The 21,068-nt window shown below is 54.0% G+C and carries 16 protein-coding genes, 1 tRNA gene and 5 pseudogenes; 12 read left to right on the top strand and 10 right to left on the bottom strand.

Features of this window, described 5'->3' with window-relative positions; all coding sequences use genetic code 11:
* The first annotated feature begins 134 nt into the window (after positions 1-134).
* The 3 genes from HT085_RS00115 (at position 135) to tdfF (ending at position 3,902) form a co-directional block, all read left to right on the top strand.
* On the top strand, positions 135-1,106 hold the full coding sequence (locus tag HT085_RS00115) for a siderophore ABC transporter substrate-binding protein (protein ID WP_010356564.1): 972 nt from the start codon (positions 135-137) through the stop codon (positions 1,104-1,106).
* A gap of 32 nt (positions 1,107-1,138) precedes the next feature.
* Positions 1,139-1,462, top strand: a complete 324-nt coding sequence (locus tag HT085_RS00110) for a cupin domain-containing protein (protein ID WP_003687232.1) — start codon at positions 1,139-1,141, stop codon at positions 1,460-1,462.
* 262 nt (positions 1,463-1,724) lie between these two features.
* A complete protein-coding gene (gene tdfF / locus HT085_RS00105; RefSeq protein ID WP_003690492.1) occupies positions 1,725-3,902 on the top strand; it encodes a TonB-dependent iron piracy receptor TdfF in 2,178 nt (725 codons plus the stop codon).
* Between the two features lie 262 nt (positions 3,903-4,164).
* Here the strand turns inward: tdfF and HT085_RS00100 are convergent, their stop codons facing one another.
* The 3 genes from HT085_RS00100 to HT085_RS00090 all read right to left on the bottom strand — a co-directional run bounded on the left by HT085_RS00100 (position 4,165) and on the right by HT085_RS00090 (position 5,831).
* A complete protein-coding gene (locus HT085_RS00100; RefSeq protein WP_003687228.1) occupies positions 4,165-4,488 on the bottom strand; it encodes a rhodanese-like domain-containing protein in 324 nt (107 codons plus the stop codon).
* An 80-nt stretch (positions 4,489-4,568) separates the two neighbouring features.
* Positions 4,569-5,225 carry a protein-L-isoaspartate O-methyltransferase family protein gene (locus HT085_RS00095; RefSeq protein WP_003687226.1) on the bottom strand — a complete coding sequence of 219 codons (657 nt, stop codon included), beginning with the start codon at positions 5,223-5,225 and terminating at the stop codon, positions 4,569-4,571.
* A 102-nt stretch (positions 5,226-5,327) separates the two neighbouring features.
* The gene (locus HT085_RS00090; protein ID WP_025455757.1) at positions 5,328-5,831 is read right to left on the bottom strand and encodes a GAF domain-containing protein; all 504 of its coding nucleotides are present in this window, start codon (positions 5,829-5,831) and stop codon (positions 5,328-5,330) included.
* Positions 5,832-6,013: 182 nt separating this feature from the next.
* Here HT085_RS00090 and tpiA point away from each other — a divergent pair, with 182 nt between their 5' ends.
* The 6 genes and pseudogenes from tpiA to HT085_RS11595 all read left to right on the top strand — a co-directional run bounded on the left by tpiA (position 6,014) and on the right by HT085_RS11595 (position 9,074).
* On the top strand, positions 6,014-6,787 hold the full coding sequence (gene tpiA / locus HT085_RS00085) for a triose-phosphate isomerase (protein WP_003687222.1): 774 nt from the start codon (positions 6,014-6,016) through the stop codon (positions 6,785-6,787).
* A gap of 6 nt (positions 6,788-6,793) precedes the next feature.
* On the top strand, positions 6,794-7,144 hold the full coding sequence (secG, locus tag HT085_RS00080; RefSeq protein WP_003687220.1) for a preprotein translocase subunit SecG: 351 nt from the start codon (positions 6,794-6,796) through the stop codon (positions 7,142-7,144).
* 13 nt (positions 7,145-7,157) lie between these two features.
* Positions 7,158-7,243: transfer RNA gene (locus tag HT085_RS00075), tRNA-Leu, on the top strand.
* An 889-nt stretch (positions 7,244-8,132) separates the two neighbouring features.
* Positions 8,133-8,500: pseudogene (locus tag HT085_RS00065) on the top strand (type II toxin-antitoxin system RelE/ParE family toxin).
* Positions 8,497-8,808, top strand: coding sequence for a helix-turn-helix domain-containing protein (locus HT085_RS00060; protein ID WP_003690485.1), 312 nt, complete (start codon positions 8,497-8,499; stop codon positions 8,806-8,808). The pseudogene HT085_RS00065 and the gene HT085_RS00060 overlap by 4 nt, the downstream one beginning before the upstream one ends.
* Positions 8,809-8,813: 5 nt before the next feature.
* On the top strand, positions 8,814-9,074 hold the full coding sequence (locus HT085_RS11595) for a hypothetical protein (protein ID WP_003687214.1): 261 nt from the start codon (positions 8,814-8,816) through the stop codon (positions 9,072-9,074).
* Between the two features lie 507 nt (positions 9,075-9,581).
* On the opposite strand, the pseudogene HT085_RS00045 reads toward HT085_RS11595, so the two are convergent.
* The 5 genes and pseudogenes from HT085_RS00045 to leuS all read right to left on the bottom strand — a co-directional run bounded on the left by HT085_RS00045 (position 9,582) and on the right by leuS (position 14,721).
* A pseudogene (locus HT085_RS00045) lies at positions 9,582-10,137 on the bottom strand (hypothetical protein).
* Positions 10,134-10,941, bottom strand: a pseudogene (locus tag HT085_RS00040) (DNA-methyltransferase). The pseudogenes HT085_RS00045 and HT085_RS00040 overlap by 4 nt, the downstream one beginning before the upstream one ends.
* Positions 10,934-11,107, bottom strand: a pseudogene (locus HT085_RS12105) (restriction endonuclease); the annotation flags it as partial. The pseudogenes HT085_RS00040 and HT085_RS12105, both read right to left, overlap by 8 nt.
* Positions 11,071-11,862 carry a DpnI domain-containing protein gene (locus tag HT085_RS00035; protein WP_003687206.1) on the bottom strand — a complete coding sequence of 264 codons (792 nt, stop codon included), beginning with the start codon at positions 11,860-11,862 and terminating at the stop codon, positions 11,071-11,073. The pseudogene HT085_RS12105 and the gene HT085_RS00035, both read right to left, overlap by 37 nt.
* A gap of 228 nt (positions 11,863-12,090) precedes the next feature.
* Complete coding sequence (gene leuS, locus HT085_RS00030; protein WP_012503319.1) at positions 12,091-14,721, bottom strand: leucine--tRNA ligase; 2,631 nt, start codon at positions 14,719-14,721, stop codon at positions 12,091-12,093.
* A 266-nt stretch (positions 14,722-14,987) separates the two neighbouring features.
* On the opposite strand from leuS, the pseudogene HT085_RS00025 reads away from it, so the two are divergent.
* The 3 genes and pseudogenes from HT085_RS00025 (at position 14,988) to ppk1 (ending at position 18,180) form a co-directional block, all read left to right on the top strand.
* Positions 14,988-15,504 (top strand): annotated as a pseudogene (locus HT085_RS00025) (outer membrane protein assembly factor BamE).
* A 6-nt stretch (positions 15,505-15,510) separates the two neighbouring features.
* Positions 15,511-15,954: a hypothetical protein gene (locus HT085_RS00020; protein WP_003687201.1), complete on the top strand. Its 444-nt coding sequence runs from the start codon at positions 15,511-15,513 to the stop codon at positions 15,952-15,954.
* A gap of 168 nt (positions 15,955-16,122) precedes the next feature.
* On the top strand, positions 16,123-18,180 hold the full coding sequence (ppk1, locus tag HT085_RS00015; RefSeq protein WP_020997294.1) for a polyphosphate kinase 1: 2,058 nt from the start codon (positions 16,123-16,125) through the stop codon (positions 18,178-18,180).
* Between the two features lie 148 nt (positions 18,181-18,328).
* On the opposite strand, the gene dnaN is transcribed toward ppk1, so the two are convergent.
* Together dnaN and dnaA are read right to left on the bottom strand one after the other, a co-directional pair.
* On the bottom strand, positions 18,329-19,432 hold the full coding sequence (dnaN, locus tag HT085_RS00010) for a DNA polymerase III subunit beta (protein WP_003687195.1): 1,104 nt from the start codon (positions 19,430-19,432) through the stop codon (positions 18,329-18,331).
* Positions 19,433-19,511: 79 nt separating this feature from the next.
* The gene (dnaA, locus tag HT085_RS00005) at positions 19,512-21,068 is read right to left on the bottom strand and encodes a chromosomal replication initiator protein DnaA (protein ID WP_003687194.1); all 1,557 of its coding nucleotides are present in this window, start codon (positions 21,066-21,068) and stop codon (positions 19,512-19,514) included.

The raw sequence follows: 21,068 nt of genomic DNA, 5'->3' as shown, positions 1-21,068 counted from the left end.
GTGTTTCAGACGACCTTTTCCGTTTCGGGAATTTGTTTTGCCGTATCGGGAATTTTGCGTTTTGCGGCGTGGTTTCTGCAGGTTGTTTGCTTAATAATAAACATTCTTATTCGTATGCAAAGGAACCGCACACCGTGAAACCGCGTTTTTATTGGGCAGCCTGCGCCGTCCTGCCGGCCGCCTGTTCGCCCGAACCTGCCGCCGAAAAAACTGTATCCGCCGCATCCCAAGCCGCATCCACACCTGTCGCCACGCTGACCGTGCCGACCGCGCGGGGCGATGCCGTTGTGCCGAAGAATCCCGAACGCGTCGCCGTGTACGACTGGGCGGCGTTGGATACGCTGACCGAGCCGGGCGTGAATGTGGGCGCAACCACCGCGCCGGTGCGCGTGGACTATTTGCAGCCTGCATTTGACAAGGCGGCAACGGTGGGGACGCTGTTTGAGCCCGATTGCGAATCCCTGCACCGCCACAATCCGCAGTTTGTCATTACCGGCGGGCCGGGTGCGGAAGCGTATGAACAGTTGGCGAAAAACGCGACCACCATAGATTTGACGGTGGACAACGGCAATATCCGCACCAGCGGCGAGAAGCAGATGGAGACCCTGTCGCGGATTTTCGGTAAGGAAGCGCGCGTGGCGGAATTGAATGCGCAGATTGACGCGCTGTTCGCCCAAAAGCGCGAAGCCGCCAAAGGCAAAGGACGCGGGCTGGTGCTGTCGGTTACAGGCAACAAGGTGTCCGCCTTCGGCACGCAATCGCGGTTGGCAAGTTGGATACACGGCGACATCGGCCTGCCGCCCGTGGACGAATCTTTACGCAACGAAGGGCACGGGCAGCCCGTTTCCTTCGAATACATCAAAGAGAAAAACCCCGGCTGGATTTTCATCATCGACCGCACCGCCGCCATCGGGCAGGAAGGGCCGGCTGCCGTGGAAGTGTTGGATAACGCGCTGGTATGCGGCACGAACGCTTGGAAGCGCAAGCAAATCATCGTCATGCCTGCCGCGAACTACATTGTCGCGGGCGGCGCGCGGCAGTTGATACAGGCGGCGGAACAGTTGAAGGCGGCGTTTGAAAAGGCAGAACCCGTTGCGGCGCAGTAGTTTTATTCAAAACAAACCACAAGGAGAACCCCATGCAAAACGAAACCATCAACCTGAAACAGCACCTTGCCGCCATCAAAGAATACTGGCAGCCCGAAATCATCAACCGCCACGGGTTCCAATTCCGCCTGGTCAAACTTTTGGGCGATTACGGCTGGCACACGCACGGATACAGCGACAAAGTGCTGTTTGCCGTGGAGGGCGACATGGCGGTGGACTTCGCCGACGGCGGCAACATGACGATACGCGAGGGCGAGATGGCGGTCGTGCCGAAGTCGGTGTCGCACCGCCCGCGTTCGGAAAACGGCTGCTCGGTGGTGCTGATTGATCTGCCCGACCCGTCCGAGGCCGCCTGAAAACGAAGTTTCCGAAGGAAGCTGAGTTTCTGCGAAGCTAAAAGCAGCCTACACCTTCAATATGCCAAAAGCATAGAGGATTAACAAAAATCAGGACAAGGCGGCGGGCCGCAGGCAGTACAAATGGTACGGAACCGGTTCGCCCGGTGCTTGGGCGCCTTAGGGAATCGTTCCCTTTGAGCCGGGGCGGGACAACGCCGTACCGGTTTAAAGTTAATCCGCTATACAACCCCACCGCACACCAACACACAAAGGAAACCCCATGACACGCTTCAAATACTCCCTGCTTTTTGCCGCCCTGCTACCCGTGTACGCGCAGGCCGATGTTTCTGTTTCAGACGACCCCAAACCGCAGGAAAGCACCGAATTGCCGACCATCACCGTTACCGCCGACCGCACCGCGAGTTCCAACGACGGCTACACCGTTTCCGGCACGCACACCCCGTTCGGGCTGCCCATGACCCTGCGCGAAATCCCGCAGAGCGTCAGCGTCATCACATCGCAACAAATGCGCGACCAAAACATCAAAACGCTCGACCGCGCCCTGTTGCAGGCGACCGGCACCAGCCGCCAGATTTACGGCTCCGACCGCGCGGGCTACAACTACCTGTTCGCGCGCGGCAGCCGCATCGCCAACTACCAAATCAACGGCATCCCCGTTGCCGACGCGCTGGCCGATACGGGCAATGCCAACACCGCCGCCTATGAGCGCGTAGAAGTCGTGCGCGGCGTGGCGGGGCTGCCGGACGGCACGGGCGAGCCTTCTGCCACCGTCAATCTGGTACGCAAACACCCGACCCGCAAGCCATTGTTTGAAGTCCGCGCCGAAGCCGGCAACCGCAAACATTTCGGGCTGGGCGCGGACGTATCGGGCAGCCTGAACGCCGAAGGCACGCTGCGCGGCCGCCTGGTTTCCACCTTCGGACGCGGCGACTCGTGGCGGCAGCTCGAACGCAGCCGCGATGCCGAACTCTACGGCATTTTGGAATACGACATCGCACCGCAAACCCGCGTCCACGCAGGCATGGACTACCAGCAGGCGAAAGAAACCGCAGACGCGCCGCTCAGCTACGCCGTGTACGACAGCCAAGGTTATGCCACCGCCTTCGGCCCAAAAGACAACCCCGCCACAAATTGGTCGAACAGCCGCAACCGTGCGCTCAACCTGTTCGCCGGCATAGAACACCGCTTCAACCAAGACTGGAAACTCAAAGCCGAATACGACTACACCCGTAGCCGCTTCCGCCAGCCCTACGGTGTGGCAGGCGTACTTTCCATCGACCACAGCACTGCCGCCACCGACCTGATTCCCGGTTATTGGCACGCCGATCCGCGCACCCACAGCGCCAGCATGTCATTGACCGGCAAATACCGCCTGTTCGGCCGCGAGCACGATTTAATCGCGGGTATCAACGGCTACAAATACGCCAGCAACAAATACGGCGAACGCAGCATCATTCCCAACGCCATTCCCAACGCCTACGAATTTTCCCGCACGGGCGCCTATCCGCAGCCATCATCGTTTGCCCAAACCATCCCGCAATACGACACCAGGCGGCAAATCGGCGGCTATCTCGCCACCCGTTTCCGCGCCGCCGACAACCTTTCGCTGATACTCGGCGGCAGATACAGCCGCTACCGCGCAGGCAGCTACAACAGCCGCACACAAGGCATGACCTATGTGTCCGCCAACCGTTTCACCCCCTACACAGGCATCGTGTTCGATCTGACCGGCAACCTGTCGCTTTACGGCTCGTACAGCAGCCTGTTCGTCCCGCAATTGCAAAAAGACGAACACGGCAGCTACCTGAAACCCGTAACCGGCAACAATCTGGAAGCCGACATCAAAGGCGAATGGCTTGAAGGGCGTCTGAACGCATCCGCCGCCGTGTACCGCGCCCGTAAAAACAACCTCGCCACCGCAGCAGGACGCGACCAGAGCGGCAACACCTACTATCGCGCCGCCAACCAAGCCAAAACCCACGGCTGGGAAATCGAAGTCGGCGGCCGCATCACGCCCGAATGGCAGATACAGGCAGGCTACAGCCAAAGCAAACCCCGCGACCAAGACGGCAGCCGCCTGAACCCCGACAGCGTACCCGAACGCAGCTTCAAACTCTTCACCGCCTACCACTTCGCCCCCGAAGCCCCCAGCGGCCGGACCATCGGTGCGGGTGTGCGCCGGCAGGGCGAAACCCACACCGACCCAGCCGCGCTCCGCATCCCCAATCCCGCCGCCAAAGCCCGCGCCGCCGACAACAGCCGCCAGAAAGCCTACGCCGTCGCCGACATCATGGCGCGTTACCGCTTCAATCCGCGCACCGAACTGTCGCTGAACGTGGACAACCTGTTCAACAAACACTACCGCACCCAGCCCGACCGCCACAGCCACGGCGCACTGCGGACAGTGAACGCGGCGTTTACCTATCGGTTTAAATAAGGTCGTCTGAAAACGGAGTTTCTGCGAAGCTAAAAGCAGCCTGCACATTGAAAATGCCGCCCAAGCAAACCTGCAGTTTGCCGCCCTCTCCCTAGCCTTCTCCCACGGGGCGAGGGAATTGGGGTGCAGGCTGCCTTTAAGGTTCAGGCAAATTTTAACTTCGTTGATACTGCGCTTTAGCTTCGCAGAAGCTGCACTTTCAGACGACCTTTATGGAACACCAGAGGTACACGCATTTAAGGAATGCCGTCTGAAGCCGCCTTCAATACCGCGCCATTTCCGCGTCAACCTCAACCGCCCACGCGTCGATGCCGCCCTGAAGGTTGTACAGGTTTTCAAAACCCGCCTCCGCCAAATACATCGCCGTATGCAGGCTGCGGATACCGTGATGGCAATACACCACAAGCGGCACATCGTCCGGCAACTCGTTTTGCCGCAGCGGAATCAGATTCATCGGGATATGCAGCGCATTTGGCAGCGAACAAACCGCCGCTTCTTCATCCGTACGCACGTCCAACAAACAAAACATCCGCCCTTCGTCCATCCACGCCTTCAATGCCGCCGACGGAAGTTGCACAATATCCATCACAAACCCCCCGAAAAAAACCAAGCAAAATGCCGTCTGAAGCCCCAAACCCGCTTTCAGACGGCATCACAATCCGAACATCAAAAATTAAAACTGTCGAAAGGATGGGCATCCTTGTCGTCCAAATGCGCCACCAAAGTATCGAACAGCACCTTCTCTTCAAACACATCGCCCCTGCGCGTAATCAAAAGCGCGCGCTGCACCGGCCTGCGTCCCACAATAACCGCCATACGCCCGCCGTCCTTCAACTGTTCCTTTAACACTTCAGGCACAAGGGTTACCGCGCCGCCGACGTAAACCGCATCAAACGGCGCACCTGCGGAAAGTTCGGTCAACCCGTTATTTTGCACATAATCGATGTTTTCCAAAGACAAGCCGTCCAAAACCGCTTTGGCGCGCTTTTGCCGTTCGGCATCGATGTCGTCCGAAACCACACGGCCAGCCAGTTTTGCCAACAGAGCCGTCGCATAGCCCGAACCCGTGCCGATTTCCAAAACCGTATCGTTTTTCGTCAGCTTCAAGCCCTGCGCCAGCCGCGCCACGACTTTCGGCTCGAGCATCTTATGACCGTTGGCAAGCGGCAGCTCCATATCCGCATACGCCAAACCCTGCAAAGACTCATCCGCGAAAAGCTCGCGCGGAATCTCCTCCAAAGCGTCCAACACGTCAAAATCCAATACATCCCAAGGACGGATCTGCTGTTCGACCATATTGAACCGCGCTTTTTCAAAATCCATTTAGTGCTCCGTCAAATAATTGTTTTATCAATGGCAGGCATTATAAAACCACACTACCGCCGCGCCAACTTCGGCACGCGAAGCCCGCCCGTTTTGCCAGTCTCAAGCCGCCTGACTCGAAGCCTCAAACCGCCTCTCCAAAATCTTCGCCAGTTCGCCCAAATACAAAGCATCTGCCTCATCAAACTGCGCCAAATGTTCGCTGTCCGCGTCCAACACGCCGATACAGCGGCCGTCTGAAAACAGCGGCACGACAATCTCCGAACGCGACAAAGACGAACAGGCAATATGGTCGGGATGCGCGTTCACATCCTTAACAACCACCGTTTCACCCTTCGCCCAAGCCTGACCGCACACCCCGCGCCCGAACGGAATCCGCGTACACGCCAAAGGTCCCTGAAACGGTGCCAAAACCAATTCGTCCGAACGCGTATCGACAAAATAAAAACCCACCCACAACCAGCCGAACGCCTCCTTCAAAACCGCCGCCGTGTTCGCCAAATTCGCCACCCAATCCGCCTCGTCCGCCACCACAGACTCAATCTGCGGCAACACCTCACGATAAAGCGCGGCCTTGTCCGAAGCCGAAAAATGAAGCGCGTGCATCATATCTCCCATATTTGCATACATATCAGGCAGCCATTATAAAACATCCTGCCCGAAACAACATTCCAAACCGCCCCCGCAGCCGCCCGCCCCAAGTTGCGAACCCGCCGCATATCCACTAAACTTCACATTGCAACGCGCCACACGCGGCAGACAGAAAAACACGACACGGAGCAAAAAAGATGTATCGCCAAATCGGAATGTGGGATCAAAAATGGGTCATCGGCAACTGGAAAATGAACGGCCGGCTCCAAAACAACAACGCACTGATGCACCGCTTCCGCATCCTCCCCACCGCCGAACGCGTCCTCATCGGACTCGCCGCCCCGACCGTTTACCTGCTGCAACTGCACAACGCCATGCAAATCGTCTTAAACAACCGCATCCTCACCTGCGCCCAAGACGTGAGCCGCTTCCCCGACAACGGCGCGTACACCGGCGAAGTGTCCGCCGAAATGCTCGCCGACACCGGCACAGACATCGTCCTCATCGGACACTCCGAACGCAGCCTTTATTTCGGCGAAAAAAACGAAATCCAACGCCGCAAAATGGAAAACGTCCTCAACGTCGGACTCATCCCATTATTGTGCGTCGGCGAAAGCCTCGAAGAGCGCGAAACCGGCAAAGAACACGAAGTCATCGCCCATCAGCTTTCCATCCTGCAAGGGCTGGATACCAAAAACATCGCCGTCGCCTACGAACCCGTCTGGGCAATCGGCACAGGCAAAGTCGCCACCGTCGAACAGATTGCCGATATGCACGCATTCATCTACAAAGAAATCTTGTCTTTGTGCGGAAGCGATGTTAAAATCCGCGTCCTTTACGGCGGAAGTGTGAAAGCGGACAACGCGGCCGACATCTTCGCAGTACCTTATGTGGACGGCGCACTCGTCGGCGGCGCGTCATTGTCGTACGACTCCTTTACCGCCATCATCAGTGCCGCACAAAATGCGTAGAAAAATATGGAAGCCTTCAAAACCCTAATTTGGATTATTAATATTATTTCCGCTTTGGCCGTCATCGTGTTAGTATTGCTCCAACACGGCAAAGGCGCGGATGCCGGCGCGACCTTCGGATCGGGAAGCGGCAGCGCGCAAGGCGTATTCGGCTCTGCCGGCAACGCCAACTTCCTCAGCCGCTCGACCGCCGTTGCAGCAACATTTTTCTTCGCAACCTGCATGGCTATGGTGTATATTCACACCCACACGACAAAACACGGTTTGGACTTCAGCAACATACGACAGACTCAGCAAGCACCCAAACCCGTAAGCAATACCGAACCTTCTGCCCCTGTTCCTCAGCAGCAGAAATAACAGTTTTTCAAATGCCGACATGGTGAAATTGGTAGACACGCTATCTTGAGGGGGTAGTGGCCGTAGGCTGTGCGAGTTCAAATCTCGCTGTCGGCACCAACACACAAAAACGCTTAGAAATTCTAGGCGTTTTTTTTCGTTTAATCCTGTCTGATGCCATCAACCAATCCCAATCAATACAAGGATTTCAGGCTGATTGTTATCCTGCCGTCCCCTTCCTGACTGTGCAATCCCGTCCAATCCGCCCTAATTGAACTAACCTGATTTTTTACGGTATCCGAAAAATACCGCAAAAATAAAGCTGAACGACCACCAAATCAGGAATGCCAAGCGGAAAAGAGCTTGCGGGGAATACTGACGAACCGTAGGGAACGAGGGGGAAACCGTCCAAGATGCAGAGCGGTTTTTTTGGGTTTTTGGAAAAAACCTATACTAGGAAGCGATACCCTTAGTTGTTACCTTGTTACCGGGGAAAAGTTAGATAAATAAGTATATGAAATATAGTGAATTAAATTTAAATCGGGACAAGGCGGCGAACCGCAGACAGTACAAATAGTACGGCAAGGCGAGGCAACGCCGTACCGGTTTAAATTTAATTCACTATAAAAATAAGAAAAAGATAAAAAATTGGTAACAAATGCGGTAACAAATGGTAACGAATCGGTAACAACTTTTGGGGTTTTCCGGTTTTTTACCGTCTTGGCAGTGGGAGCGTAGCGGAATGAAAAGCCAAAACGCACGGAACCGCGCCTATTTTGAGCAGGAATGGCGGTTAAACCGGTTGGTTATATTGCGGGGCATAGGAAGACAGCGAAACGCGCTAAAAACGCAATTTGAGCCATTAAAAGCGATTGATTAAAAAATAATCAAATTAGCCGCCGGTGTTTCAGGCGGCATAAACGGAGAAATTGCAGGGTATAAAAAGGCGGCTTGCCGTGTTGCCTGTCTTTGGTATAATCCCCAGTATCACTAAGTAAACGGTTGCACAATGCGGATATTCAAAAACCAATGGATAGTGAAATTTGCCAAGAAGCACAAAATCAGTGATTCAGAGCTGATAGAGGCGGTAGAGCGGGCAGATAACGGGCTGATAGATGCAGATTTGGGCGGCGCGTGATTAAGCAGCGTATAGCAAGGCAAGGGCAAGGCAGAAGCGGCGGTTATCGCAGTCTGATATTTTTCAGGCATGGAGAACGGGCGTTTTTCATGACCGCCTTTGCCAAGAACGACCGCGAAAACATCACTGATAAAGAACTTACAGAATTAAAGAAAACCGCCGCCATCATCTTGGCAATGACAGAAACCGACATAGAGCAAGCCAAGTCAAACGGCACTTTCACGGAGATACAGCCATGAAATATAAAAGCGGGATTTTCGCAGCAATACACGAAACCATGCAGGGATTGCACGACATCGGCGCAATCGACAAAAAGACTATGCGCGGCTTTGACAAGTCCTGCCTGACCGAAATCAAGCCGTTGAGCGGCGGGGACATCAAGGCAATCAGGGAGAAGGAGGCACTATCGCAAGCCGCTTTCGCCATCTATCTCAACGTGGGGAAAAATCACGTTTCGGCTTGGGAGCGGGGCGTTAAAAAGCCCGGCGGCGCAGCGTTTAAGCTGCTGACCATCGTCAAAAACAAGGGCATCGAAGCCATTGCGTAGCCGACTTGGCAAACGGCAAAATCAGCAAGTTCACATATAGACGCGCTGCTGAATATGCCTGCCAAGACAGGCAAGACCGCCGAACTGAATATCAGGGCGTAGCCGCACAAATGCCCGACCGCATCAAACCAAGCCGAAACGGCGGCGGTACAGACGGCATAGCCCGACAGCAAGGCACGGCGCAGACGGGCGCGAAACCCGAAACATCCCCGACCGCGAGGCACGGGGATTTTTTGCGCCCGTTGCAGGGGGGGGATTGGATTTAAGCGGCGCGGGCTTGAAGGCAAAACGGGCGGGGCGCAGAACTGTTTAAATGCCGTCTGAATCTCAAACGATTTCAGACGGCATTTTGAAACAACGGCTCAAATTCTCGATCCCCTTCCCTTAACGCCGACGTTTTTTATTAACGCGCCCCTTATTTCTGACACTTTGCTCATAAACCGGCATAACGGTCGGCAACAACCGTTTTAGATTTTCTATACGGGCATTGTTTACAGCATCAGCATAAGACACCGTACTCTGGAATACCGCCTAAACCCTGCGGATAGTTTTGGATGTGGTATCGACATTGTCGGCAGACTTGTCTAACTCGACCGTTTTCAAATAATCTTTGGCAGATGCTGCATTCAGTGTCGCGGAATCCGCGTATTTTGAACAAAAGGTCGGGCTACTTTATCACAATAGCAGAAAGATGGAAAACGGCGGGGATTGGTGAAAGGTCGTCTGAAATGATATTCAGACGACCTTGAACGGTTGTGTTTTAAATATGGTATTTATTCATTTGTTTCACCATCAGGCAGTCCAAACCACCTTAAGGGAATCGTGTTAAATTGGTAATGGCAGTTAACACTGATAATATAATCTAAAACATCTTTAATATTCCGGTTTTGTAAACCAATCATTCAAAACATAGACATATCCAACCCGCCAACCTAAAGAGTGAACTAACTTTGTATATTGTTTTCTCTTAAAATCGCAAGTTTGTAATTTCTCATCTACTGAACCGGGAGTTTGTTGGAATTTGATCTCAATAATAAATAAGGTATCACGGATGATGATAAATAAGCCATTATCGGGCAGTAATCTTTTAGACAGATGGTCTTTCCAATTAATATTGTATTCCAGTCTTTCCAAAAATCGGTAAAACTCATATTTTTTGAAACAATAAGCCTTCAATTCTCCATTAAACCAAACTTCATAACCCGCATTATCATCTGTTTTTCTTAAGTCGTACCCGGGAATTTCTTCAAACAACTTTCGTAAGTCTGTACGTTCTTCGAATCTGAGTCCTGTTTGTGTCCTTGCACCGCCGATTCCGCCAATAATCATTTTTCTAACCTTTTCTTTGCTAATTCAAAAAATCTTCTTCCAGTTCGCAACCGCAAAATCTCCGACCATGTTTTAAGGCGGCAACGCCTGTTGTGCCGCTGCCCATAAAAGGGTCAAAAATTAAATCTCCGATATTTGAAGCCGATAGTATGCAGCGTTCAAGTAAGGAGAGTGGTTTTTGTGTCGGATGTTTGCCGAATGTTTTTTCGGTTTTATTTGGTGGAGGAAATGTCCAAACACATTTCATCTGTTTGCCATTATTTTGTGCTTTCATCATTTCATAATGAAACGTATGTTTGGCTTTTTTATTTTTCTTTGCCCATAAGATTGTTTCTGTCGAATGGGTAAAGAAACGGCAGGACAAATTAGGGGGAGGATTGGGTTTTTCCCAAGTAATATTGTTCAAAATATGGTAGCCGACGGTTTGCATCAGGTAGCCGATTAAATAGATATTATGAAATGTGCCGCAAACCCAAATTGTGCCGTTTGGTTTTAATAAGGCGTAACACAGTCGGAGCCATTCTTCGTAAAATTCCAAATCTGCCGCCATTCCTTTGGATTTATCCCAGTTGCCCTTATTGACGGAAACCATTTGCCCGTTTTGACAACTGAAACCGTCATTGGAAAGAAAGTAAGGCGGGTCTGCGAAAATCATATCAAAACAGCCGTTTGGATGTTTTTCCAATATCTTCCGCATGACGTTAAGGGAATTTTCGTTGTAGAGGACAAGGTCGTCTGAAACGATTTTTTCAAACGACTTTGATAAATGGCAGCTTCTTCAGCCGGTTTGTCAAAATCAATCATAAATTGCCAATAATTCTCCGACTTTTTTACGACTGCTGCCCTTTGCGGCAATATTGCGTTGTACTTCAACCGTTTTTAGAATGGCAGAAGAATAAATATTTCTCGTAAATTCAGTATCATGATTTGAAATCAAAACGCCTTGGGAGTTGGGTGCAATTTGTCGATTTTTTTGTAAAGTCCGCGACCAATGAATTCGATCATATTTTGATCACGCAAAATTTGCAACTGTTGGCGGATTTTGTCTTTGATATGGTTGTTTTGGGGAAATTGGATGGATAGTTTGTTTTCAAATTCATACATTTGCGACAATGTGAATTCTTCGGTGAGTTGGTCGATACATTTCATAACAGCCAAAAGCCAGTCTTTGCGCTCCGCATTTTGGTTGCGTAAAAACAGGTTGGATTGCCATTTTTTCAGAACGGTTTCGGGTTCGATAATGCGGGAATCGTCTATTAAGAATATTTTTCCGCTTTCAGGCAAAGGGGCGAGATTGATGGAACACATAATGTGGTGCGGTCGGTTTTTAATGCCTTTATTTCTGGGAATAATCATATCCGGCGTGATGAAATGTTTGGGTACAAGCACCAATTGCCGTATGGAGTAATCCGCTTTTTTATATGCAAGAAAGAAAAAGTTGGGGTTGGTATCTGACCGGATGCGCTCCAACATAGTGCGATATGCACCGTCAGGCACGCTGTTGCCTATGGTTTTTTGATTTTTACTCTTTAATTCATATTGCTCGTGGCAATTTGGGCAAAAGAGGTCTGCAACAGGTTTGTTATTGGCAAATCTCTGCATCGGCTTGCTTCCGCAACAGGGGCAATAGCCGTTTTTTTCCAGCCAAGCCTCGCTCATTACACGGATTTTGTGGGTTGCTTTATTTTGTTGCTTTCCCAATTGGGTATCGAAAAATAAATTCATATTTTGGATTTTGAGATTAATTTTTAGTAGATTAACAAAAATCAGGACAAGGAGACGAAGCCGCAGACAGCAGGGCAAGGCGGGGCAACGCCGTACCGGTTTAAAGTTAATCCGCTATATTTGAGGTCTGTCTTGCAGACAACCCAATCTGCCTTAAAAAGGCCGTCTGAAACCCTGTTTCCAAGTTTCAGACGGCCTTTATCCGTATGGCTAAACCTTAAAAGCGGTTTAGACGACGATGTTCACCAGTCTGCCCGGTACGACGATGATTTTCTTCGCAGGCTTGCCTTCCATGAATTTCACTGCGCCTTCGTTGGCGAGTGCGGCGGCTTCGAGGTCGGCTTTGGAGGCGTCGGCGGCGACGGTGATTTTGCCGCGCAGTTTGCCGTTGACTTGAACCATCACTTCGATTTCGGATTTGACCAGGGCGGCTTCGTCGACTGTCGGCCAGCCTGCTTCCCACAGTTTCGCGCCGTTCAATTCGCTCCACAGGGTTTCGCAGATGTGCGGCACGATGGGCCACAACAGGCGTACGGCGGCTTCCAATACTTCTTGGGCGACGGCGCGGCCTTGTTCGCTGCCGGTGTCGGTTTTGTCGTATTGGTTGAGCAGTTCCATCACGGCGGCGATGGCGGTGTTGAACTGCTGGCGGCGGCCGTAGTCGTCGCTGACTTTGGCGGTGGTGGAATGCAGTTTGTGGCGCAGGTCTTTGAGTTCTTTAGACAAACCGTCTTGGTTGCCTGCAAATGCTTTGACCGCGCCGCCTTGCTTCAGGTATTCGTAAACGGTACGCCACAGACGGCGCAGGAAGCGGTGTGCACCTTCGACGCCGCTGTCGCTCCATTCGAGGGACTGTTCGGGCGGTGCGGCGAACATCATGAACAGGCGGGCGGTGTCCGCGCCGTAGGCGTTAATCAGTTCTTGCGGATCGACGCCGTTGTTTTTGGATTTGGACATTTTTTCCGTGCCGCTGATGACGACGGGCAGTCCGTCGGCTTTGAGGACGGCGGAAACGGGGCGGCCTTTGTCATCGAAAGTCAGCTCGACATCGGCGGGGTTGATCCAGTCTTTGCCGCCTTTGTCGTTTTCGCGGTAGTAGGTTTCGCAGACGACCATACCTTGCGTGAGCAGGCGTTCAAACGGTTCGTCAACATTGACCAAACCTTCGTCGCGCATCAGTTTGGTGAAGAAGCGCGCGTACAGGAGGTGCAAAATCGCGTGTTCGATGCCGCCGATGTATTGGTCGACCGCGCCCCAGTATTTCGCGGATTCTGCCGATACCATGCCGTCTGAAAACTTGGGCGACATATAGCGGAAGAAGTACCAGCTCGACTCCATGAAGGTGTCCATGGTGTCGGTTTCGCGTTTCGCCGCGCCGCCGCAGCACGGGCAGGAAGTTTCGTAAAACTCGGGCATTTTTGCCAGCGGCGAACCCATACCGTCGGGTACGACGTTTTCAGGCAGGACGACGGGCAGTTGGTCGGCAGGGACGGGAACGTCTCCGCATTTTTCGCAATGGACGATGGGAATCGGGCAGCCCCAGTAGCGTTGGCGCGAAATGCCCCAGTCGCGCAGGCGGTATTGGGTTTTCGGTTCGCCCGCACCTTGGCTTTGCAGCTTGGCGGCAACGGCATCAAATGCCGTCTGAAAATCCAAGCCGTCCAAGTCGCCGCTGTTGACCAATACGCCGTTTTCTTTGTCGCCGTACCATTCTTGCCATCGGTTTGCGTCGAATGCGTTGTCGCCGACGGCAATGACTTGTTTTTTCGGCAGATTGTATTTGGCGGCAAACTCGAAATCGCGTTCGTCGTGCGCCGGAACAGCCATCACCGCGCCGTCGCCGTAGCCCCACAAGACATAGTTGGCAATCCACACTTCCAGCTTGTCGCCGTTGAGCGGGTTGACGACGTAGCGGCCGGTCGGCACGCCTTTTTTCTCCATCGTCGCCATATCGGCTTCGGCAACCGAACCGGCTTTGCATTCGGCGATAAATGCCTGCAATTCGGGTTTGTCGGCGGCTGCGGCTGTTGCCAGCGGATGTTCGGCGGCAACAGCGACATAAGTCGCACCCATCAGCGTGTCGGGGCGGGTGGTATAAACTTGCAGGAATTTCGCGTAATCGCCTTCCAAACCTTGCTTGCTGTCGTCTGAAACGGCGAAGCGCACGGTCATGCCGCGAGATTTGCCGATCCAGTTGCGCTGCATGGTTTTGACTTGTTCCGGCCAGTGTTCCAGCTTGTCCAAATCGTTGAGCAGCTCTTCGGCGTAATCCGTGATTTTGAAGTAATACATCGGGATTTCGCGTTTTTCGATCAACGCGCCCGAACGCCAGCCGCGTCCGTCGATGACTTGCTCGTTGGCAAGGACGGTTTGGTCGACCGGGTCCCAGTTCACCGTGCCGTTTTTGCGATAGACGATGCCTTTTTCAAACAGCTTGGTAAACAGCCATTGTTCCCAGCGGTAGTATTCGGGTTTGCAGGTGGCGACTTCGCGTTCCCAGTCAACCGCAAAACCCAGGCTTTTGAGCTGGGTTTTCATGTATTCGATGTTGTCGTAGGTCCAAGCGGCGGGGGCGACGTTGTTTTTCATCGCCGCATTTTCCGCCGGCATGCCGAACGCGTCCCAACCCATAGGCTGCATAACGTTGAAGCCGTTTAAAAGTTTGAAGCGGCTCAATACGTCGCCGATGGTGTAGTTGCGTACATGCCCCATATGCAGCTTGCCGCTAGGGTAAGGGAACATCGAAAGGCAATAATATTTGGGTTTGGAAGCGTCTTCGGAGACGTTGGAAATACGGGCGTCGTCCCATTTTTTCTGCGCCGCAGGCTCGATGGCGGCGGGCTGGTAATGTTCTTGCATGGTCATTCTGTTTTTCGCTTGAAAACGTTAGGAATTTAAAGGAGGAATTATAACAGGTTGCCGATGTCGGCGAATCGGCAAATTGCCGGCAGGATGCGTAAATTCGCACGCGCATCATTCCGTATGCCGTACAAATACACCGCGTTTACTGATACGCACGTTTTTTATGCTAATATTACGAACCAAAATCAAACGTTTAAAACTCTCCTGATGCGGCTCTTCCGAACAAAAGGCAGACGGGCATCGGGTAAAAAAGGATTCTGCATATGAAAATCAAACAAATCGTCAAACCGAGCTTGGCAGTATTGGCGGCAGGCATTCTGTCTGCCTGCGCAACCATAAAGCAACGTCAAAGCCGACGGCACGACCGACAATCCGGTTTTCCCGGAACCCTATTCCGTAACGCTCGACAACAAGCGCGGCACATTCCCGACTTATGACGAACTGGATCAGATGCGCCCCGGTCTGACCAAAGACGACATCTACAAAATCCCGGGCCGCCCGCATTACGACGAAGGTATGTACGGCGTGCGCGAATGGGATTACCTGTTCCACTTCCACACCCCGGGCGTGGGTATCGACCCTGAAAACACTTCCGGCGTGGAAGGCGTTACTACCTGCCAATACAAAGTGATTTTCGATAAAGACAAATTTGCCCGCAGCTTCTACTGGAACCCCGTCTTCCCGAAAGATGCCGTCTGCCCGCCGCCCGCACCCAAAGCCGAGCCGCAAGTCATCATCCGCGAAATCGTGCCGGCAAAACCGAAACGTATCCGCCAATAAGCCGCTATGCCGCCCCGCCTGCTTTCAGGGATATTGTGCTGCCTGCTGACGACTGCCCCCGTATTCGCACAGGGGCAGCCGGATGCGGTCAGTGCCTATATTCAAAAGAAAAAAGTCATCGTCGACACATCCAAGGCGGAACTCTGTTTTGCCGACGACCGTCAGTGCCACCCCGTCCTCATCGGCACTGCCACACCCAAGGGGACGTTCGGACTGACGCTGAACAGTACCGACAAGCCCGGTTACGGCGGCGAAGTCATCGGTTTCAAGCAGGAGGGCGATTTTCTTTTCGCCCTGCACCGCGTTTGGAATCAGATACCGTCCGAAAGGCGAAACGAACGCATCGCCTCCCCGTCCGTGTCCGACAGGATTATGACCAACGGCTGCATCAACGTCAGCGATGCGGTGTACGAAAAACTGCGTCATTATTTTGTGTTGGAAGTGATTTGAAACAGACGGATACCGCACGTACCGGTATCCGTTTTCACATTGCCCCGATGCCTGAAACAGACCGTCCGTCACGTCATGCCGCCTGAAACCGGCGCAGATGCCGCCAAGCCTTCAGACGGCATTGTCCGCCCGCTCCGACCGAACAACAACCATCTTTGGGAGAACCTTATGACCGAACAAAACCGCATCCTCTGCCGCGAACTGAGCCTGCTGGCATTCAACCGCCGCGTGTTGGCACAGGCGGAAGACAAAAACGTCCCCCTTTTGGAACGCCTGCGCTTCCTGTGCATCGTGTCGTCCAATCTTGACGAGTTTTTTGAAGTCCGCATGGCGTGGCTCAAGCGTGAAAACAAGCTGCACCCCCGGCGCAGGCCGGACAACGGCAAAACGCCGTCTGAAACCATCGCCGACGTTACCGAAGCGGCGCGCTCCCTGATACGGCACCAGTACGACCTGTTCAACAACGTCCTTCAGCCCGAGTTGGCGCGGGAAAGCATCCATTTTTACCGCCGCCGCAATTGGACGGGCACGCAGAAAAAATGGATCGAAGACTATTTCGACCGCGAACTGCTGCCGATCCTGACCCCCATCGGACTCGACCCTTCCCACCCTTTCCCGCGCCCGCTGAACAAATCGCTCAACTTCGCCGTAGAACTCGACGGCACGGACGCGTTCGGCAGGCCTTCGGGTATGGCGATTGTCCAAGCACCGCGCATCCTGCCGCGCGTTGTTCCCCTGCCGTCCGAACTGTGTGGCGGCGGACACGGCTTCGTCTTCCTGTCGTCCATCCTCCACGCCCACGTCGGCAAACTCTTCCCGGGCATGAACGTCAAAGGCTGCCACCAGTTCCGCCTCACGCGCGACAGCGACTTGACCGTTGACGAAGAAGACGTACAAAACCTCCGCGCCGCCATTCAAAACGAACTGCACGACCGCGAATACGGCGACGGCGTGCGGCTCGAAGTCGCCGACACCTGTCCCGCCTACATCCGCGACTTTCTGCTCGCGCAATTCAGGCTGACCGACGCCGAACTCTATCAGGTCAAAGGCCCGGTCAACCTCGTCCGCCTCAACGCCGTCCCCGACCTAGTCAACCGCCCCGATTTGAAATTTCCGCCGCACACGCCGGGCCGTCTGAAAGCCTTGGGCAAAAACAGCCCGATCTTCGATTTGGTGCGCCAATCGCCCATCCTGCTGCACCACCCCTACCAATCTTTCGATCCCGTGGTCGATATGATACGCGAAGCCGCCGCCGATCCCGCCGTTCTTGCCGTCAAAATGACGATTTACCGCACCGGCACGCGCTCCGAACTCGTCCCCGCCCTGATGAAGGCGGCACTCGCCGGCAAACAAGTAACCGTCGTCGTCGAACTGATGGCGCGTTTTGACGAAGCCAACAACGTCAACTGGGCGAAGCAGCTCGAAGAGGCGGGCGCGCACGTCGTGTACGGCGTGTTCGGCTACAAAGTCCACGCCAAAATGGCACTGGTCATCCGCCGCGAAGACGGCGTGCTCAAGCGTTACGCCCACCTCGGCACGGGCAACTACCACCAAGGCACATCGCGCATCTACACCGACTTCGGCCTCATTACCGCCGACGAACAAATCACCGCCGACGTGAACACATTATTTATGGAAATCACAGGCTTGGGCAAACCCGGGCGGCTGAACAAACTCTACCAAAGTCCGTTTACCCTGCACAAAATGGTTATCGGCCGCATCGCTCGCGAAACCGAACACGCAAAAGCCGGCAAACCGGCGCGGATTACCGCCAAGATGAATTCGCTCATCGAACCGACTGTCATAGAAGCCCTGTATCGGGCAAGCGCGGCAGGCGTGCAAATCGATTTGATTGTGCGCGGTATGTGTACCTTGCGCCCGGGTGTAAAAGGCTTGTCCGAAAACATCCGCGTCCGCTCCATCGTCGGCAGGCAGCTCGAACACGCGCGCGTATATTGTTTCCACAACAACGGCGCGGACGACACCTTTATTTCCAGCGCGGATTGGATGGGGCGCAATTTCTTCCGCCGCATCGAAACCGCCACCCCGATTACCGCGCCCGAACTCAAAAAACGCGTCATCCGCGAAGGTTTGGAAATGGCACTGGCAGACAATACCCACGCGTGGCTGATGCAGCCCGACGGCGGCTATATCCGCGCCGCGCCCGCCGAAGGCGAAAGCGAAGCCGACCTGCAAAACGATTTATGGGATTTGCTCCGAGGCTGACCCGCACAAGCACTTCCCCCATACGCTCCCAACCCCAATCCGCCGCATTCCAGACGGCATTGCCTTTCCGGCAGCCGAACAAAACCCCGAATCCGTCTGCACGGTTCGGGGCATATCTCCAATACGGGCATCGTGTTCCGGAAAACCGTCAAATCCGCATCGGCATCACAATATATTTGAAATTCGGATTGTTCGGCACGGTAAACAGCGTCGAGCGGTTGGCGTCGCCGAAGGCAAGCTGCATATCGTCGGAATGGATGTTGCGCAACACGTCCATCAAATAGCCGATATTGAAACCGACTTCGAGTTCGCCGCCCTGATAGGCGATTTCGATTTCTTCGCGCGCTTCTTCCTGCTCGTTGTTGCTGCACACGACGCTCAACAGGCCGGGTTGCAGGAACAGGCGCGCGCCACGGAATTTTTCGTTGGCAAGAATGGACACACGTTCCAGCGCGCCCAAAAGTTCGGCACGGGACAACACGAAAATCTTGTCGTTGTCCAAAGGAATCACGCGGTTGAAATCGGGGAATTTGCCGTCGATGACCTTGCTGACGATGGTCGTGCCGTTGCATTGGAAACGCACCTGCTTGTCCAGCAGCTCGATTTGAATCGGATCGTCGGGGTTGTTCAACAGTTTGAACAGTTCCAGCACCGTTTTGCGCGGCAAAATCACTTCGGCGCGCGGCAAATCCGCATCAATCGCGCAGGCTGCATAGGCAAGGCGGTGTCCGTCGGTCGCCACAAGGCGCAACTGGCTGCCCTCAACCTGCATCAGCAGACCGTTGAGATAATAGCGGATGTCCTGCACCGCCATGCTGTACTGCACTTGCGACAGCATGGTTTTGAAACGCTCCTGCCCCAGCGAGAAAGTCGCGCTGATGTCCTCGCCGACATTCATCATCGGAAAATCGGCGGCAGGCAGGGTTTGCAGGGCAAAACGCGATTTGCCCGCCTTCAGCGTCAGACGGTTGTCGTCCCAATCCAGCGACACCAGCGCACCGGCAGGCAGCGCGCGCAAAATGTCCTGAAATTTCTTGGCATTGGTAGTGATGCGGAAGTCGCCCGCACCTCCCTCGGGACCCGCGGTGTCGATTTGGATTTCCAAATCGGTTGCCAAGAGTTTGGTCTGACCGCCCCTGCCCTCAATCAGCACATTGGACAGGATGGGCAGGGTGTGTCGGCGTTCGACGATGCCGGTAACGGCTTGCAGCGGCTTGAGCAGGCTGTCGCGCTCGGCTTGTAAAATCAACATTTTCGCTCCTTAAATCGGTTGGATTTCCTACCCTTCGGACGGCATGGTCAATGTCATGCCGTCTGAAAGGCGTGTCCGGTCAGTTTTGAATCAGAATCAGCAGTTTCTCGTAATCCTGCGCCAACTCGGGGTCTTCCTCGCGCAGTTTCGCCACCGCCCTGATGCCGTGCATGACGGTCGTATGGTCGCGTCCGCCGAACGAATCGCCGATAGACGGCAGGCTCAAAGTGGTCAATTCTTTGGTCAGGCTCATAGCAACCTGACGCGGACGGGCAATGTTGCGCGTGCGTTTTTTGCCGAGTACGTCGCTGATTTTGATGCGGTAATATTTCGCCACCGCATCGATGATGATGTCGGCGGTGATGACTTTGTGCTTCTCGGCAATAATGTCCTGCAAAGCGGTACGCGCCAAATCGATGTCGATGACGGGACGGTTCATAAAGCGGCTGCTCGCTCCGACACGGTTGAACGCGCCTTCCAGTTCGCGCACGTTGGAACGGATCAGATTGGCAATGAACAGCGCGGCTTCGTCTTCGATACTGATGCCCGCCGCTTCCGCCTTTTTCTGCAAAATGGCGATACGCATTTCCAATTCGGGCGGCTCGAGTTCCAAAGTCAGCCCCCACGAAAAGCGGGATTTGAGGCGGTCGTCCATACCTTCGATTTTGGCGGGTAAAACATCGCAAGTGAGGATGAGCTGTTTTTTCTCATTGTGAAAATGGTTGTACAGATAGAAAAATTCTTCCATCGTACGGTCTTTTCCTTTGATGAACTGAATATCGTCGATAATCAGCAGGTCGTATTGCTTGTATTGCTGCTTGAACACGTCGTAGGTATTGTTGCGAACCGCCTTCATAAAGCTGCGGATGTAGTCGTCCGAATGCATATAGCGCACTTTGGCATCGGGACGGTTTTTCAACAGCTCGTTGCCGACCGCCTGCACAAGGTGGGTTTTGCCCAAACCCGTGCTGCCGTACAGGAAGAACGGGTTGTAACTCTGCCCCGGGTTTTCCGCAATCGCCTGCGCCGCAGCCGCCGCAAGGCGGTTGCCCTTACCTTCTACCAACGTATCAAACGTGTAATCCGGAGACAGGTTGGTTTGTTCGTAACGCGCTTCTTCCGCATCACGCTGCGCATCCGTCCGCGCTTTGGCAACTGCCGCCGATTCCGGCCGGGAAGCAGGCCCGGCAGCCTGACGCGGCTCGTGCGGCAGGTTTTTCATACGTTCCGCCAAAATATCCGCCGCCGTTTTCGACGCAGCGGGTTTGACAGGCTTTTCAGACGGCAGCTCGTCCAACAGAACCTCCTGCACGGGCATCTCCTCCGACCCCGCGTGCAAGGACGGCTCGGCAGGTTCGACAGCACCTTCAACCGCCGCCATCTCATAACGCACGCCTTCTCCCGGTTTGAATACGAAGGCGGGACGGCCGGCAGCCAACTCTTCCCTCACCGCTTCTATTTTTCCGGCAAACTGGCTCTTGAGCATATTGCAGGCAAACTGGTTCTTGCCGTACACCACCCATACGCCACCCTCCTCACCAACCGTAAGGGGCGCAATCCATTGCGCAAACTGCCCGTGAGGCAACATATCGTGAAGACGGCGGAGGCACAGCGGCCAAAACTCTGCTAATGTCAT

The organism is Neisseria gonorrhoeae (assembly GCF_013030075.1).
GTDB lineage: Bacteria > Pseudomonadota > Gammaproteobacteria > Burkholderiales > Neisseriaceae > Neisseria > Neisseria gonorrhoeae.
This window is presented reverse-complemented; position numbering and strand designations above follow the sequence as displayed.

Excerpts from the sequence above, each read along its gene's own strand:
- HT085_RS00110 (WP_003687232.1), top strand. The coding sequence starts at position 1,139 with ATGCAAAACGAAACCATCAACCTGAAACAGCACCTTGCCGCCATCAAA.
- tdfF (WP_003690492.1), top strand. The coding sequence starts at position 1,725 with ATGACACGCTTCAAATACTCCCTGCTTTTTGCCGCCCTGCTACCCGTG.
- HT085_RS00100 (WP_003687228.1), bottom strand. The coding sequence starts at position 4,488 with ATGGATATTGTGCAACTTCCGTCGGCGGCATTGAAGGCGTGGATGGAC.
- HT085_RS00095 (WP_003687226.1), bottom strand. The coding sequence starts at position 5,225 with ATGGATTTTGAAAAAGCGCGGTTCAATATGGTCGAACAGCAGATCCGT.
- HT085_RS00090 (WP_025455757.1), bottom strand. The coding sequence starts at position 5,831 with ATGCACGCGCTTCATTTTTCGGCTTCGGACAAGGCCGCGCTTTATCGT.
- tpiA (WP_003687222.1), top strand. The coding sequence starts at position 6,014 with ATGTATCGCCAAATCGGAATGTGGGATCAAAAATGGGTCATCGGCAAC.
- secG (WP_003687220.1), top strand. The coding sequence starts at position 6,794 with ATGGAAGCCTTCAAAACCCTAATTTGGATTATTAATATTATTTCCGCT.
- HT085_RS00060 (WP_003690485.1), top strand. The coding sequence starts at position 8,497 with ATGAAATATAAAAGCGGGATTTTCGCAGCAATACACGAAACCATGCAG.
- HT085_RS00035 (WP_003687206.1), bottom strand. The coding sequence starts at position 11,862 with ATGAATTTATTTTTCGATACCCAATTGGGAAAGCAACAAAATAAAGCA.
- leuS (WP_012503319.1), bottom strand. The coding sequence starts at position 14,721 with ATGCAAGAACATTACCAGCCCGCCGCCATCGAGCCTGCGGCGCAGAAA.
- HT085_RS00020 (WP_003687201.1), top strand. The coding sequence starts at position 15,511 with ATGCCGCCCCGCCTGCTTTCAGGGATATTGTGCTGCCTGCTGACGACT.
- ppk1 (WP_020997294.1), top strand. The coding sequence starts at position 16,123 with ATGACCGAACAAAACCGCATCCTCTGCCGCGAACTGAGCCTGCTGGCA.
- dnaN (WP_003687195.1), bottom strand. The coding sequence starts at position 19,432 with ATGTTGATTTTACAAGCCGAGCGCGACAGCCTGCTCAAGCCGCTGCAA.
- dnaA (WP_003687194.1), bottom strand. The coding sequence starts at position 21,068 with ATGACATTAGCAGAGTTTTGGCCGCTGTGCCTCCGCCGTCTTCACGAT.